This window comes from Rhodococcus sp. p52 (assembly GCF_000763325.2).
GTDB classification, from domain to species: Bacteria; Actinomycetota; Actinomycetes; order Mycobacteriales; family Mycobacteriaceae; genus Rhodococcus; species Rhodococcus pyridinivorans.
The window spans coordinates 2,930,406-2,945,449 of sequence record NZ_CP016819.1; the positions used below are offsets into that span (position 1 = coordinate 2,930,406).

Sequence of the window (15,044 nt, forward strand, 5' to 3'; positions counted from 1 at the left end):
CGATGTGTGTGAATGCAGACGTCTTTGTCCGAATGCGCCGTGCGTTGCGACGGTGGAGCGCGCGAGCAGCAATGGCAAGTGTAGCGCACGTGTTAACTCCGGTGACGGCGGGATACATCACAACCCGCCGGGAGTAAACGCTTTATTGCGGGAGGGTCTTCGCTACGCTCGCGCCCAACGGCGTCGACAGGCCGGACTACGAGCAGGGAGAGCGATATGACCGACATTCTCGACCGCACGAAGATCTACATCGACGGGCAGTGGGTGGACTCCGACGGCGCCGGCCGCATCGAGGTCGTGAACCCGACGACCGAAGAGGTCGTCGCCGCGGTCGCCGAGGGTGCCGCCTCCGATGTCGATCGGGCGGTCGCCGCAGCGAAGGCGGCCTTCCCGGCCTGGTCCGCGCTCAGTGGTGCGTCGCGCGCCGCCTACCTGGAGAAGGTCTCCTCGCTGGCGAACGAGCGTGCCGACGAACTCACGAGCGTCGTCTCCCAGGACATGGGGATGCCCGCTCACTTCGCGCGTGCCATCCAGGTCGGGATGCCGCTGAAGAATATTGCCGCCTATGCGTCGCTGGCCGGAACGTACGACTTCGACGACCAGGAGATCGGCAACGCCCTGGTCGTACGCGAACCCATCGGGGTCGTCGGGGCGATCACCCCGTGGAACTACCCGCTGCACCAGGTGGTGCTCAAGGTGTTCGCCGCGCTCGCCGCCGGGTGCACCGTGGTGCTCAAGCCCACCGAGGTCGCGCCGCTGGTGACCTACGCGCTCGTCGACATCGTCGACGAGGCCGGCCTGCCGCCGGGCGTGTTCAACCTCGTCAGCGGTTACGGACCGGTCGTCGGCGAGGCCATCGCCGCACACCCCGACGTCGACATGGTGTCGTTCACGGGCTCGACGCGTGCCGGCAAGCGCGTCTCGGTCGTCGCTGCGGAGACGGTGAAGAAGGTCGCGCTCGAACTCGGCGGCAAGTCGGCCAACATCATCCTCGACGATGCCGACCTCACCGCCGCCGTCACCGAGGGTGTCGGCAAGTGCTTCCTCAACTCCGGCCAGACCTGCACCGCCCTGACCCGCATGCTCGTCCCCGCCGACCGTCTGCAGGAGGCCACCGCCGTCGCCGAGCAGGTCGCGCGGGCCTACACCGTCGGGCTGCCCGACGATCCGTCGTCGAAGCTGGGCCCGCTCGTCAGCGGCACGCAGCAGGCCCGCGTGAAGGCGTACATCGACAAGGGCGTCGAGGAGGGGGCCGAACTGGTGCTCGACGGACGCGAAACCGAGTTCACCACCGGCTACTTCGTCGGCCCGACCGTGTTCACGAACGTCGCGCCGGAGATGACGATCGCCCGCGAGGAGATCTTCGGGCCGGTGCTGTCGATCATCGGATACCAGGACGAGGACGATGCGGTGCGCATTGCCAACGACAGCGAGTACGGCCTGTCCGGTGGGGTCTGGTCGGCCGACCCAGCGCGAGCGGAGGCCGTGGCCCGCCGTATGCGCACCGGTCAGGTCTACATCAACGGCGGCGCCTTCAACACCGACGCACCTTTCGGTGGTTACAAGCAGTCGGGTATCGGACGCGAGGCCGGTGTCTTCGGGCTCGAGGAGTTCCTGGAGATCAAAACGATCCTGCGCTGACGGCGGTGCCGTCGAATCTTGCGCTGACGGCGGTGCCGTATCGTTTCGTCGGACCGGTCAGTAGTAGACCGCGCCGGGTACGCCGCCGCCCACGGCGATCGCATCGCCGGTGATGCCGATGCTGCGCGGGCTCGCGAGGAACGCGACGACGTCGGCGACCTCGCTCGCGTCGATGAGGCGGTTCACGGAGTTCTTCGCGATCTGCCGTTCCAGTTCGGCTATCGGCGTGCCCGTCTCGGCGGACTCCTCGGCCAGTCGCGCCGCCAGCCGTTCTGTGCGGGTGCGGCCGGGGTGGACCACGGTGACGTTGATGCCGTGCGGGCCGAGTTCGTCGGCGAGGTTCTTCGTCACGGCTGCAACGCTGACGTTCCGGACCGTCTGGGCGATGGAGTTCGCGCTGCGCGCGCCGAGCCCGCTGATGTTGATGATCCGGCCCCAGCCCTGCTCGATCAGGTAGGGGGCGACGGCGCGTGCGGTGCGCAGACAGCCGAGGACCTTGATCTCGACTTCGTTGCGCACGATGTCGTCGGTGGTCGCGGCGAAACTCGTCGGCTTGTCGGCGCTCCAGGGTGTGGCGGCGGAGTTGACGAGGATGTCGACGCCACCGAGTTCGGCGACGGCCCGCGCGACGAGTGCGTCGACCGAGGCATGGTCGCTGGTGTCGGTGGGCACGGGAACGATTCGTCGCCCGGTCTCCTCCGAGAGGGTCTTCGCCGCGATGTCGAGATCGGCCGCGGTACGGGCCGCGATCACCACGTCGGCACCTTCGGTGGCCAGTGCCCGCGCGATGGCGTAGCCGATGCCGCGGCTACCGCCGGTGACGATGGCCCTCTTCGCAGTGAGTCCGAGATCCATGCTGCCCTTGTCCGTTCTTCGGGGATGTCCCGACGGTATGCCGACAGGGGAGCGGGCGGCCACATTTGCGACCGGCGTGATGCGAAGCGGTGGACGGCTACGGCGACGGCCCCCGCACCATGTGGTGCGGGGGCCGTCGGTGGTAGGTCTCAGGCCTTGCGGGTGCGGCCGAGGCGCAGCAGCGTCATCGCGAGCGTGCTGCCGTCGGTGCCGAGTTCGGCGAAGCGTCCCATGACGGCCATTTCCTCGGCCTGTGCTTCGCGGCTCGCGTCGGTGCCCTTCGCGGATGCTCCGGCGCGCTGAACGAGCTCCGAACGCCGCTTGATCACCGCGAGCAGCTGAGCGTCGAGCTCCTTGATCTGCTCGAACAGCTCCCCGAGCTCTGCCTCGGCCGACGAAGCTTCGCCGACGGACGCAAGGCCAGGCGAATCAAGCTGGACAGTCATGCAGACTCCTCCGGTCTCGTCTGAATCGTCACAGATTGTGTCGTGCTCACGCCTATAGGTGTTACCGACACGTAGGGAAAAATTCTCGCGAGATTCTCCCATGCGCGTCCTGTTCCTTCATAAACGGCCGTGACCTGGTTCAACACCCCGATGACCGAGGGGTATGTTAATTGTCACACCGACCGGTGCCAACTCGTGTGCCCGTCGGTGACGTCGCACCCGAAGGGTCCGCATCGGGTCCGCCGCTCGAGGTAGCGTTCCGGCCGACCGGCAGGGCCGAGGACGTCGGGGCTCCTCGGTACACCTGGAGGGGAGACCGATGCGACGACCTGTTGTCCCGTGGGGTGGGCGCGGCACGGAGGCTGCGACTTCCGGTACCGAACCGACTTCCGGTGCCGAACCGACATCCCACATCGAACCGCCGAGCGAATGGCAGCACGGCACGCGCAATCTGCACGTGTACGCAGCGGCCGGTGCGGCGGTGCTCGTGGCGATTTTCGCCGCGGCCCGCGGAGCGAGCGCGTGGGGCACCGATTCGGTGGGCGCCGACCGCTTCTATTCGATCCTGGCGGTGCTGATGCTGCTGACGGCGGCCTTCGGCGCCACCTTCTGGTGGCCTGCCGGATCTGGGGCCCGGCGACCGTCGTCGTGGCCTCCGAGCCGCACACCGCGGTTCCGGTACGTCGAGACGGCCGATCGCGGCAGTACCGAGATCGCGGGCCGTCGCCCCGTCTTCGGTCTGCTGCTCGCGATGGTGCTGTGCGGGACGTTCCTCTCGCTCGGCGCAGCCGTGGAGATCGTGGTCGGGAACGAGGGTCTACCTCTCGTGGCGCTGGTGCTGGCGCTCGTCGCCGGGGTGTGTCTGGCCTTCCTCGTGGAGGTGGCACTCGGGCGCATCCGGGCCGGTTCGCTGGTTCTCGGGCCGGACGGGATCAGGCTGCGCGGCTGGTTCGTGGAGTCCTATCTGCCGTGGGTGTCGGTGCGGGGTCTTCGTGCGGTCGACCGGGGGTTCCCGGAAATCTGGATCGAGGGGCACGGGTCGGCGGCGTGGGCGCGTCGGCGCACGAGTCGGGTGTTCCCCTTCGAGCGCCTGCCGTCCGAGCCCCGGATCGAGGTGGACTCACGGCATCTGGCCGTCGATCCGGTGCAGTTGTACCGTTTCCTCGAGTTCTACGTGGAGCACCCTCGCCACCGCCGTGAACTGGGCACACCGGCGGCTGCGGAACGTCTCGCGGAGGGTCCTCCGTTCACCGTCGACGACGAGTGAAAATAACGTAGTCCGTATTGCAGAATGGCGTTTCCGTTCCCGTTCCTGCAACTCGTGTTCGGACCTTCACAAGTGCGGCACTCGGTGCCGTAGCATCGAGTCAGACGCTTCGGGAGGACGCCTTCCCGAAGATCTGTGCGCTCGGCGGTGCCGGCGCGTGGACCCCAGGTGTTCGACCAGATTGGACGAGAAATGACCGCTCCGGAACGCATCGTCATCGTCGACGGCGCACGCACCCCCGTCGGCAGCTTCGGCGGCGCACTCAAGGACGTACCCGCGCACGAACTCGGCGCCACCGCGGTCCGCGAGGCGCTGCAGCGCGCGGGTGTCGCAGGTGAGGACATCGACGAGGTTGTCATGGGTTGCATCGGCCAGGTCGGTGCCGACGCCTACAACGCCCGTCGCGTCACCCTCGCCGCCGGACTTCCCGTCTCCACCCCGGCCCTCACCGTCAACCGCCTGTGCGGCTCGGGGCTGCAGGCCGTGTGGTCCGCAGCCCAGGAGATCCGTTGGGGTGCCGCGGAGATCACCGTCGCCGGTGGCGACGAGAGCATGTCGCGCATGCCGTTCTACGACTTCGGTGCCCGCAACGGTTACAAGCTCGGCAACCGCGAGCTCGTCGACGGCACCGTCGGCATGCTCACCGATCCGTTCAGCGGACTGCACATGGGCGTCACGGCCGAGAACGTCGCCCGCGAGTACGGCGTCAGCCGCGAGCAGCAGGACGAGTTCGCCCTCGAATCGCAGCGCCGCGCCGCCACCGACGCCGCGAAGGCCGCCTTCGCCGAGGAGATCACCCCGGTCGAGATCGGTGGCCGCAAGCCCGTCACCGTCACCGAGGACGAGCACCCCAAGCCCGACACCACCCTCGAGGTGCTCGGCAAGCTGCGCTCGGCGTTCATCAAGGACGGCACCGTCACCGCCGGTAATGCCTCCGGGATCAACGACGGCGCTGCCGCGCTCGTCCTGGCCCGCGAGTCGGTCGCCCGTGAACGCGGTCTCGGTGCCTCTGTCGTGCTCGAGTCGGTCGTCACCTCGGCGATGGAGCCCGAGCTGATGGGCTACGCCCCGACCCTCGCCCTGGTGAAGCTGTTCGAGCAGAACGGCCTGACCCCGGCCGACATCGACACCGTCGAGCTCAACGAGGCCTTCGCCTCGCAGGCCGTGGCGGTGGCGCGCGACGCCAAGCTCGACCCGGAGAAGACCAACCCCTACGGCGGTGCCATCGCCCTGGGCCACCCGGTCGGCGCGACCGGCGCGATCCTGACGCTGCGCGTCGCCAAGGACCTGATCCGTCGCGATCTCGAACTCGGCGTCGTCACCATGTGCATCGGTGGCGGACAGGCACTCGCCGCGCTGCTGCGCCGCGTATCCTGATCCGGGCAGGTTTCGAAGGACCGACAGTGGTGGGAGCGATACGTATCGCTCCCACCACTGTCATGTCTGCAGCTCGGTGAGCGGTCGGAGTTGCCGGACGCGCCCGTCCCAGTGCACGCGGGTCGTCACGGCCGCGCCGTCGGCGAGTCGCCGGACCTCGTAGACGTCGAGCTCGGGCACCTCCGGCACACAACCCCACAGTGCGTGCCCGGTCATGACGAAGTCGATATCCTGCCGTACGAGCAGACCCATGAGTTCACCGATCGTCGGGTCGTCGATCTTGGCGAACGCGTCGTCGAGCAGCACGAGCCGCAGTGCGGTGCCGGTGTCGGGTAGGCCCGAGAGATAGCCGTCCGCCGCCGCGAACAGCGCCACGTACGACACGAATCGGGTCTCACCCTGGGATATCTTGGCGCGCGCGGAGATCCGCCTCTCCCGGTCCGGTTCGGGGCCGAGGATGGTCACCTCGACCTCGTGCCAGCGCCGGTAGTCCAGTGCCTGCGACAGGTGCTGCGCGTAGCCGGCGGACGGATCGGCGGTGTGGGCGGATTCCACCCGGCGCCGCAGCATCCCGACCAGTTCGGACGCATCCTCGGGTGATCGCTCGGTGGCGGTGAGCAGCTGCGTCAGCCGCGCCGCGTCGGCGTCCTCGCCACCGGGGCGCCACTCGATCCTCACTCCGATCCCGTGCGTCGTGCGGCTGTCGGCGAGACTGTCGTTCATCGCGGCGATCACCTGTCGTGCCCGCTCGATCCGCCGGCGCAGTTCGTCGGCCACACCGCCGAGCACGAATCCCGTGAACACGTCGTGTTCGCGTTGCGACAGTGCCCGTCGGCCGTCCTCGACCTGCCGGGTCAGGGTGGCTGAGAGACCCGCGGGCGTGGTGTCGTCACCCGCCCCGGCGATCCGGACGCGATGGGCGCCGTGCGTCACCGTGTGCTCGATGTCGAACCGGGCCGTGAGGTCGCGGTCGAACTGTTGCAGCGCGACGAGCATCGCGTTCTCGTCGACTCCCGTGCGTGGCGGCAACGTGGCCAGCAGGGTGCGGGCCACGGAGAGCACGTGATCCGGATCCTCGAGGTGGACGGGAGGCAGAACCGTCCGGGCAGAGGCGGAGTCCGACTCCGGATCCTCCTCGAGTGCGCCGCGTAGTTCGGGCAGCTGCAGGTGAGCGGCGAGCAGTTCGGCGGCCGCGGCGAGTTCGCGACGGTCGCGGTCGAGTCGTTCGCGTGCGGCAGCACATCGCTGCAGCACCTCGGCGACGGCACGGCCGAGATGGTCGCGATGGGCGACCGTGCGCCGGAACTGTTCGTCGGCGCGTGCCCGTTCGGCCTCCGAGTCACGCAGTTCCTGCGCCAGGTCGGCGGCGTCGACGTCGACAGCGGCGGTCTGGGCAGCGACCACCGCGGCCTTCGCGTGCCATTCGTAGCGGCACGATTCGGCGATCTCCTCCGAGTCGATCCGCTCGGCGGTGGCCTGCACGCACCGTTCGGCGGCATCCGTGAACCGGACGTGGGCAGCAAGGACGTCACCGAGATCGCGTGCCAGCTCGGTGCACAGTGTCTCTGCGGAGGCGCATCCGGCGACCAGCGCCTCGAGTTCCGGAACATCGCCGGGCACGCCGAAGTACTCGCACGCCGTGCGGTGGGCGTCGAGCTCGGCGGTCCAGCGAGCACGCAGTGTCGTCGCCCGCTCACGCAGTTCCACCGCGGTGTTCGCTGCGGACCGCACATGCGCGTACGCGTGCCGACGTCGTTCGAGCGCGGAGCGCAGGGCGTGCGAGGTCGGCGCGGTCGACAGGTGCGCGTCGATCTTCGCCCGCCGGTGCGCCGCGTCGGGATAGTCGACGCGCAGCTGTTCCACCGCCAGGTCGATCCGGGTGAGTTCGGCGCGGATCTCGTCGAGACGCACCCGCCGTGCCGCGGTCGCGGCCTCCCGGGCCGGCCTGCCGATGCAGCCCGGGGTCTCGGCGGTGTGGCGCCCACGCAGAACGCCGTTGTGCCAGCGGCCGTCCCGCGAGACGGAGGCCACCGCGGTGGCGTCCTCGAATCCGATCGTGTTGAGGACCGCCTCGACCGCCGGGCGCGGCACGTCGGCCTCGGGGTCGGGACGCAGGACCGTCGACAGGGGCTGCGCCGGTGGTTCACCGCGCGGCGAGACGAGGACCTGGCCGCCCAGTGCACGCAAGCGGCCCTCGCCGTCGACCGTGGCGGTGAGGAAACCCGCGGAGAGCAACGCCGCCTCGATTCCGGCGCGATCGTCGTCCCCGAGGGTGTCGACGAACTCGACCGCCCGCCACAGCGGGACACCGTCGGTGCGCACGTGCCAGGGTGCCTGTTCCGGTCCCTCGCCGATCGCGTCGAGTGCCGCCTGTTCCCGGACGAGGTCCTCGCGCGCGGTCCGCGCCTCACGTTCGCGGCGCTCGCGATCGGCCGGGGCGCCGACGAGGTCGCTCAGAGCGGACCGAGCGGCAGCCGCGGGCAGCGAATCCAGCTCGGCGAGTGCCGAATCGACGTCGACGTCCTCGGAGTCCGTGTCGCCGGCGTCGGTGGGGGACGAGTCGATCAGTGCGTCGAGTCGCGTGGACAGTCGGCGCATCAGGATGACCCGATCCCGATCGAGTTCCGGCAGCAGAGCCGTCGTGCGGTCGGCGGTGATCCACTCGCGCCACCGGTGCTGCAGACCGGCGGCGGCCGCACCGACACCGGCATCCGTCTCGGCGGCCTCGACGGCACGCTGCTCGGCGTCGCGGGCCGCGCGGTCGGCCGCCGCCTCGGCTTCCCGGACCGCATGCGCGGCGGCGTCGAGTCGACGCGCCTCGAGCAGTCGCCGACCCGCCTGGTCCCGCCGGCGACGGGTCGCCTCGGCGGCACGCAGGATCGCGCCCCGGACCTCGTCGACGTGCCCTGCGTCGAGGGAGACCGTCGCGACCACCGGCCGCACCACCGGCTCGGTGGTGTCGTCGATGCCGGTGCGCACGGGCTCGAGCACAGCGGGTGGACGGTCGGCGGAGAAGTGCAGCGTGGTCGGCGCGGTGTCGTGCGGAAGACCCACCGACAGCAGGTCGCGACCTACCGTCGCAAGCCGTCTCGCGGCACGCGTGACCGAGAAGGTCAGTTCGTCGAGGAGGCGGGCCGCGTGGTCGGTGTGGCGCCGTTCCTGCATGCGGCTGCGATCGGCGGCGGCGGTTGCGTGCTCGGCGGCGCGGCGGAGCGCATCGACGGCGAGCTGGCGCTGCGCGAGATCGTCCGCGGACCGGAACATCTCGTGGGTCTCGAGTCCGCGGATCGCGCGGTCGAGTTCGGCGACCTGGTCGCGGCGCTCCTTCAGGCGGGTGTCCGCGGCGGCGGCCTGCGCGTCGAGGTCGGCCGCCTCGGCTTCCGCGACGGTGAGTGCGCGTCGCGTCTCGACGACCCGCTGCGCGAGGTCGCGCGCGGTCTCGGCGCCGGCGCGCAGCAGATCCGCAGCGTACTGCCGGTACACCTCGTGGAACCGCAGCACGTGTGCGTGCGCCGCTTCGAGACGGACCTGTTCCTGACGGGTGTCACCGAGCAGATCGAGGCGACCTCCCGCTTCGGCGAGCATGTTCTCCGTCAGCGGTGGCAGCGCATCCGACAGGATCTGAGGGAGGCGTCCCTCGTCGATGCGGTGGCCGACATCGGGTGAGCGCAGGGTGTGCAGCAGTTGCAGCAGGCCGTCGTAGCGTTCGCGTCCCGTCTCCGCGTGCAGGCCGAACACCGACTTCCGCACGGTCTCGCGATGCCGCTCCGGATCACGGGTGAGGTTGTCGGCACCGACGAGTTCGGCGAGTCGCTCCCGCGAGAGCGGGATGCGGGCGTCATCGACGAGGTGCAACTCGGTGCCGACACGCAAAGGTGTCGTGAAGAAGTGCACGTCGCTGCGACGGGCGTCGGCGCGGTGCCGGACCTGCGCCCCGACGGTGAGATGTCCGCTGGTGCGCGCCAGTTCGAGCCAGAGATAACCGACACGGTCGGTGGTGTCCGAGGCCCCGGTACGCATGAGTTCGTCGAGATCGACCTTCGCGGCGCCCGTCGCGTCCATGCGCCTGCGGTCGGCGTCGAGCAGGAAGGGCAGCAACATCTCGAGGGCGCGGGACTTCCCAGATCCGTTGGTGCCGCGCAGGATCATCCGCCCACCGGACAGGACGAACTCGACGTCCAGGTAGTGCCACACGTTCACGATGCCGGCGCGGTGGAGACGCCAGCGATCCGGGAAACGGGGTGGAGGGTTCTCGTCGAGGGCGGACGGGTCGGACGAGTGGATCATCGACACTTGCTTTCGGCGGGGACGGGGCGGTAGCGGGCGGCGGGGGCGGTCAGTTCGAGTCCGTTCTCGTGCGGTCGCGCCAGCCCGAGCCGGAAGAGCAGAGCCACGACGTCCCGGCGCAGGAGCGCGAAATCGCGGACGTAGATGCTCTTCCAGGTGCGGGAACGCACGGCGGCGAGATCGGCGAGAACCGAGTCGAGGATGTGCGCGTCGACGTGCAATGTGGTCGCCGCCGAGTCGCCGAACCGTTCGGTGAGTTCGGCCAGGAGCAGCAGGCAGGCGTGCTTCAGGGTGCCCGACCCCGGGAACGCCTCGTCGGTGAGCACGCCGGCCGGGTCGTACGCGAGCGCGCCCTCGGCACGCACCTCGAGCACGAGGCCGAAGTCGCCCTCCAGCATCCGGGCGAGCTCGTGCCGGTCGCGGGCGAGGATCGTCGCCGACTCGTCGTCCAGTTCGTCGCGCGCGACGAACGGGTCCTCGACGAGCCTACGGTACAGGCGGAGAGCGGCGGGTTCGTGCTCGTGACGTGCGAGTGCCGCTGCGGGACCGGGCATCCCATGGAGAGGAGTGTCGAGCAGCTGGGAGAGCAGGTCGCGGTGGACGTCGAGATGCGGCCCGTCGCCCCTCACCTCGTCGCCGCTCACCTCGTCCCCGTGACCGGACTCGGCGATCACGCCCCATTCCTCGAGGACGCGCAGGGCCGCAGCGAGGTTCCGCTCCTCGGACACCGGGTCGCCGAACACGATCCCGTTCTCGCGCGCATCGGCGCGCACCTGCTCGAGCAGGTCGTCGACGGACACCCTCTCGCCGGTCCCGGGTTCGAGCAGTGCCGCGCACACCAGCGCGAGACACGCGTAGGTGATCGCGCCGAACTCGGTGCCGTCGGCGTGGCGGAGCGCCCGGTGCGGTGAGGTGGGCCCGAGCGGTGCCTTGATCAGACGGGCGAAGGTCGGTTCGACGACGAGCCGGTATCCGAGGCGGTCGGCGAACATCGACTTCAGGGCCGGGGCGTGGCGCCGAACGAGGTCGAAGGTCTCCCGTTCGCTCGCGGCGGTGACGATCGGCTGTTGCAGCAGCGCCCGCGCCGCGTCCCGCCGACCGGAGACGTCCCCGGACACCGTGCTCGCGTACGAGGTGCTCACGGCGCCGCCGCACTGTGATCGAGCGATGCCGTGACCGACGTGCGCAACGAGAAACCGTGCACGGTGAGATCGCCGTCGGGGGAGTGCACCACGGTGTCGGCGCCGGGCTCCGCCGTCAGCGACAACCCGAGATCGGGATCGTCCACCTGCACCGGACCGTCGGTGGTGAGGTGGCCCGCGAGCGCGGCGGCGAGGACGTCGAGCAGGACGTCGCGCGCCTCCGCCGACAGGTCCGCTCCGTGCAGGTCGCCCGCCGCACTCAGTTCGGCGACGGCGTCGGAGCGGCGGCGCGACTCTCGCCGGGCGAGTTCGTCGGCCCGGACCCGGCCGGGCATCGAATCGGGGAGTCGGCCGACGGCCCCGAGGGACGTGTGATCGCCGCGTTCGCGCAACGACACGGGCACGACGACGGGATCGGCCCGCCACCACGACGTGCCTGCACCCACTCGCGGGTCGGTCTCGTCGGGGCCGAGCAGCAGGTGCCGGCTCGGGAAGGCACCGAAGGTCGCGGCGAACAACCGGTGGCCCTGCTCGTCGGAGGACTCGGTGAACCACCGGGCCAGGCGCAGGAGATCTGCGCGGTGCGAGAAGCCCGGCGTGCTCGCCGTGATCCGCCGAGTGCGCACGAGCAGCCGGTTCAGCGCCTCCGCCGCTGCCTCGCGCATGCGGCGCGGGCCGGCGTCCTCGGCGTACCACTGCGCCAGTTCGTCCCAGTCGGTGCGACGGCGACCGGGGGACCCGGGCACGGTGTTCGGCAGGCCGGACTCGCGCAACGCGGCGAGCAGGGAGTCCAGACGCGGCCTGATCCGGTCGAGCCTGCCGGCGACGAGAGGGGCGAGGCGCTCGACGTCCGAACCGATGACGTCGACGTAGTCGAGGAGCAGGTTCTTGGTCTCCGCGTAATCGTCGACCGCCCCGGCGCGTTCGCGATCGGATGAGTGTTCGGGACGGCCGGAGTGCTCGAGACGGCTCAGGATCTCGGCGAGGTGCGAATAGAAATCGGCGACGCTGTCGGTGAACATCCGGTGGTGCGCGAACAGGGCGGTGACGTGGGCGGCCAGCTCGTCCCGGTCGGGCACGCTCCCGTCGTCCACCAGCAGCTCCTCGATGCGGGCGAGCCCGTCCGCGACACAACGGAGCGACACGCGTGCCACGCCGCGCACGTCGTCGGAGGTGGAGAGAAGCCTGCCGGTCTCGCGGTGCACCCGCAGCCCGGCCGGTGTCGGCCGGTATCGGGCACGGACCTCGGTCGAGGCGCTCTCGGGAGCGCTCCGCCGGTGGGAGCCGCCACCGTCGGTTCCGCCGCTGGTGAGTGCGAGATTGCCCCACCGGACCAGGCTGCGGCACCGGGCATCGACGACCGTGATGTCGAGCGCCACCCCGCGCCGCGCACACGAGACCGCGATATCGTCGGCGGACAGATCGGCGAGCAGGAGGTCGGTGAAGCAGTCCATCACCGCGAGGTACTCGTCCGCTTCGTCGGCGACGAGATGACGGAACAGGTCGCGACCGATGTGTTCGCCCATCCGACCTCTTCTCCCGAGTGCTGACGCCGTACGGACAGACAGGCTAGCCCGGTGAACGCCGAGCGGGGCGGACGAGTTCACCGGGTGCGCGCACGGGCTGTGGAGAGGCGGCCGGAAATCGGCAGGACACCGCGCGGATTCGTGCCGTGCCTCACTCGCGTTTATAGTTGCCCTGTGCAACACAATCGGCAGGCCCGGCGGCCGTCTGCGGACGGCGTTGCCCGCGTATACGAGGAGTTCGTGCTTCTCGTGCGCTTCCTGACGTCCGGAGCAAGAACGCAGGACAGCGGACTCTCGCTGGTCCAGCATTCGCTTCTCGGCTTCATCTCCCGAAATCCGGGCTGCCGCGCCACCGACATATCCGAGGTCTTCGGTGTCCACCGCTCGACCGTGTCGCGCCAACTGCGTCACGCCGTCGATGCGGGCTGGGTCGAGGCGGGGACGGGTCCGGCACGTGCCGGACATCCGCTCCGGCTCACCGACCACGGAGCGACAGTTCTCGAAGGTGCGGTCGTGCGTCGTCTCGACGACGTCCGCGCCGGCCTCGAGGGCTGGGACGAGAACGAACTCGAACGCTTCGTGGATCTCCTGCGCCGCTTCCGCGCAGGAATCGATTCCGACGACCGGACTCCCGACCAGAACGATGGAGATTGCAGTGCGTGAGTACTCGACCCCGGCCCCGTTCACCATCGGTGACGACGAATCGGTCGTCCACACGGTGTTCACCCATGCGGAGAAGACTCCGCACCGCGTGATGTACTCCCGGCCGCAGGGTGACGACTGGGTCGCGGTCACTGCGCAGCAGTTCGCCGACCAAGTGAAGGCCGTCGCAAAGGGCCTGATCGCCAACGGTGTGCAGCCCGGCGATCGTGTCGCGCTGCTCTCGGCCACCCGCTACGAGTGGTCGCTGTTCGACTACGCGATCTGGACGGCCGGCGCGGTGTCGGTACCGATCTACGACTCCTCGTCCACCGAGCAGATTCGCTGGATCCTCCAGGACTCCGGGGCCGTCCTCGCCGTCGTCGAAACCGCGCGGCACGAGAAGCTCTTCGTCGACATGCCCGACACCCTCCGTCGCATCCTGCAGATCGAGGACGGCGCGGTGAACACGCTTGCGGCCGACGGTGCCGAGGTCGACGACGCCGAGATCACCACGCGTCTGGCCGGAATCCGTTCCGGCGGCCTGGCTTCCCTCGTCTACACCTCGGGAACCACCGGGCGACCCAAGGGCTGCATGCTCACCCACCGCAACTTCCTCGCCGAGGTCCGGTCCATCCTCACCTCGGACATCGGTATCGTCGCCAAGCCCGGCAACCGCGGCCTGACCTTCCTGCCCCTCGCGCACGTGCTGGCGCGCGCGGTGTCGCTCGCGCTCTTCGAAGCAGGCACGGCGCAGGCTCACTGGGCGGACTTCTCGACCGTCTCCGCGCAGTTTGCCCGGTACTCGCCGAACATCATCCTCGGTGTGCCGCGCGTCTTCGAGAAGGTGCGTGACGCGGCAGCGGGCAAGGCGGTGGCCGGCGGACCGGTCAAAGCGGCGATCTTCGATTTCGCCGAGCGCACCGCCATCGCCTACAGCGAATCGCTCGACCACGGCGGCCCCACCTTCACGTTGAAGGCCAAGCGCGCCCTCGCCGACAAGCTGGTCTACTCCAAGCTGCGCGAGGCCATGGGCAACGAGTGCTGGTACGCGATCTCCGGCGGCGGTGCCCTGAGTGCCCGTCTCGGTCACTTCTTCCGCGGCGTCGGCGTGCCGATCTACGAGGGCTACGGCCTCACCGAGACCACGGCCGCACACAGCGTGAACACGCCCGGCGCGCAGAAGATCGGCACCGTCGGGCGTCCCATGGGCGGGAACTCGGCGCGCATCGCGGATGACGGCGAGATCGAGCTGCGCGGCATGGTCGTCTTCGACGGCTACTGGCGCAACGACGAGGCCACTGCCGGTGCCTTCCACGACGGCTGGTTCCGCACCGGCGACCTCGGCTCGCTCGACGAGGACGGCTACCTGTCCATCACCGGGCGCAAGAAGGACCTCATCATCACCGCCGGCGGCAAGAACGTCTCACCCGGGCCGCTCGAGGACCGCATGCGGTCGCACACCCTCGTCTCCCAGGCCGTCGTCGTCGGCGACGGACGCAGCTTCGTCACCGCTCTGGTGACCGTCGATCCGGACGTCTTCGAGAACTGGAAGAACGAGAACGGCAAGCCCACCGGTGCGACGATCGCCGACCTGCGCCACGACGCCACGCTGCGGGACGCGATGCAGACCATCGTGGACGACGCCAACACCCTCGTCTCGCACAGCGAGGCGATCAAGAAGTTCGCCATTCTCGACCGCGATCTCACCGAGGAGTCCGGCGAGCTCACGCCGACGCTGAAGATCAAGCGCAACGTCGTCACCGAGCATTTCGCCCACGAGATCGACGCCCTGTACGCGAAGTGATGCCCTAGGGGCGCGTACCCGAGCAGCGGCCGCCGATCCGGCATCCGGATCGGCGGC

10 protein-coding genes are annotated in these 15,044 nt (G+C 69.7%); 5 read left to right on the top strand and 5 right to left on the bottom strand.

The window, feature by feature from the left end; genetic code table 11:
- The first annotated feature begins 216 nt into the window (after positions 1 to 216).
- On the top strand, positions 217 to 1,641 hold the full coding sequence (locus IM25_RS13530) for an aldehyde dehydrogenase family protein (protein ID WP_006552885.1): 1,425 nt from the start codon (positions 217 to 219) through the stop codon (positions 1,639 to 1,641).
- Positions 1,642 to 1,698: 57 nt separating this feature from the next.
- On the opposite strand, the gene IM25_RS13535 is transcribed toward IM25_RS13530, so the two are convergent.
- Together IM25_RS13535 and IM25_RS13540 are read right to left on the bottom strand one after the other, a co-directional pair.
- Entirely contained in the window at positions 1,699 to 2,496 is a 798-nt protein-coding gene (locus IM25_RS13535) for an SDR family NAD(P)-dependent oxidoreductase (RefSeq protein WP_033098010.1), read from the bottom strand.
- Positions 2,497 to 2,645: 149 nt separating this feature from the next.
- Entirely contained in the window at positions 2,646 to 2,942 is a 297-nt protein-coding gene (locus IM25_RS13540) for a chorismate mutase (RefSeq protein WP_019288919.1), read from the bottom strand.
- A 319-nt stretch (positions 2,943 to 3,261) separates the two neighbouring features.
- Between IM25_RS13540 and IM25_RS13545 the strand changes: the two genes are divergently transcribed.
- Positions 3,262 to 4,209: a hypothetical protein gene (locus tag IM25_RS13545; RefSeq protein WP_033098009.1), complete on the top strand. Its 948-nt coding sequence runs from the start codon at positions 3,262 to 3,264 to the stop codon at positions 4,207 to 4,209.
- Between the two features lie 192 nt (positions 4,210 to 4,401).
- The gene (locus tag IM25_RS13550) at positions 4,402 to 5,586 is read left to right on the top strand and encodes a thiolase family protein (RefSeq protein ID WP_006552890.1); all 1,185 of its coding nucleotides are present in this window, start codon (positions 4,402 to 4,404) and stop codon (positions 5,584 to 5,586) included.
- Positions 5,587 to 5,646: 60 nt separating this feature from the next.
- Here IM25_RS13550 and IM25_RS13555 read toward each other — a convergent pair whose 3' ends face one another.
- The 3 genes from IM25_RS13555 to IM25_RS13565 are packed head-to-tail and all read right to left on the bottom strand — an operon-like array spanning position 5,647 to position 12,541.
- On the bottom strand, positions 5,647 to 9,873 hold the full coding sequence (locus IM25_RS13555; RefSeq protein ID WP_052040115.1) for a TIGR02680 family protein: 4,227 nt from the start codon (positions 9,871 to 9,873) through the stop codon (positions 5,647 to 5,649).
- Positions 9,870 to 11,015, bottom strand: a complete 1,146-nt coding sequence (locus IM25_RS13560; RefSeq protein ID WP_033098008.1) for a TIGR02678 family protein — start codon at positions 11,013 to 11,015, stop codon at positions 9,870 to 9,872. Before IM25_RS13560 ends, IM25_RS13555 begins: the two co-directional genes overlap by 4 nt.
- A complete protein-coding gene (locus tag IM25_RS13565; RefSeq protein ID WP_033098007.1) occupies positions 11,012 to 12,541 on the bottom strand; it encodes a DUF2397 domain-containing protein in 1,530 nt (509 codons plus the stop codon). Before IM25_RS13565 ends, IM25_RS13560 begins: the two co-directional genes overlap by 4 nt.
- Positions 12,542 to 12,715: 174 nt before the next feature.
- Between IM25_RS13565 and IM25_RS13570 the strand changes: the two genes are divergently transcribed.
- A complete protein-coding gene (locus IM25_RS13570) occupies positions 12,716 to 13,204 on the top strand; it encodes a MarR family winged helix-turn-helix transcriptional regulator (protein WP_016694262.1) in 489 nt (162 codons plus the stop codon).
- Positions 13,197 to 14,987, top strand: a complete 1,791-nt coding sequence (locus tag IM25_RS13575; protein ID WP_019288924.1) for an AMP-dependent synthetase/ligase — start codon at positions 13,197 to 13,199, stop codon at positions 14,985 to 14,987. Before IM25_RS13570 ends, IM25_RS13575 begins: the two co-directional genes overlap by 8 nt.
- Positions 14,988 to 15,044 lie beyond the last annotated feature (57 nt).

Bases quoted from the DNA above. Each gene is read 5' to 3' on its own strand.
- IM25_RS13530 (WP_006552885.1), top strand. From the start codon at position 217: ATGACCGACATTCTCGACCGCACGAAGATCTACATCGACGGGCAGTGG.
- IM25_RS13535 (WP_033098010.1), bottom strand. From the start codon at position 2,496: ATGGATCTCGGACTCACTGCGAAGAGGGCCATCGTCACCGGCGGTAGC.
- IM25_RS13540 (WP_019288919.1), bottom strand. From the start codon at position 2,942: ATGACTGTCCAGCTTGATTCGCCTGGCCTTGCGTCCGTCGGCGAAGCT.
- IM25_RS13545 (WP_033098009.1), top strand. From the start codon at position 3,262: ATGCGACGACCTGTTGTCCCGTGGGGTGGGCGCGGCACGGAGGCTGCG.
- IM25_RS13550 (WP_006552890.1), top strand. From the start codon at position 4,402: ATGACCGCTCCGGAACGCATCGTCATCGTCGACGGCGCACGCACCCCC.
- IM25_RS13555 (WP_052040115.1), bottom strand. From the start codon at position 9,873: ATGATCCACTCGTCCGACCCGTCCGCCCTCGACGAGAACCCTCCACCC.
- IM25_RS13565 (WP_033098007.1), bottom strand. From the start codon at position 12,541: ATGGGCGAACACATCGGTCGCGACCTGTTCCGTCATCTCGTCGCCGAC.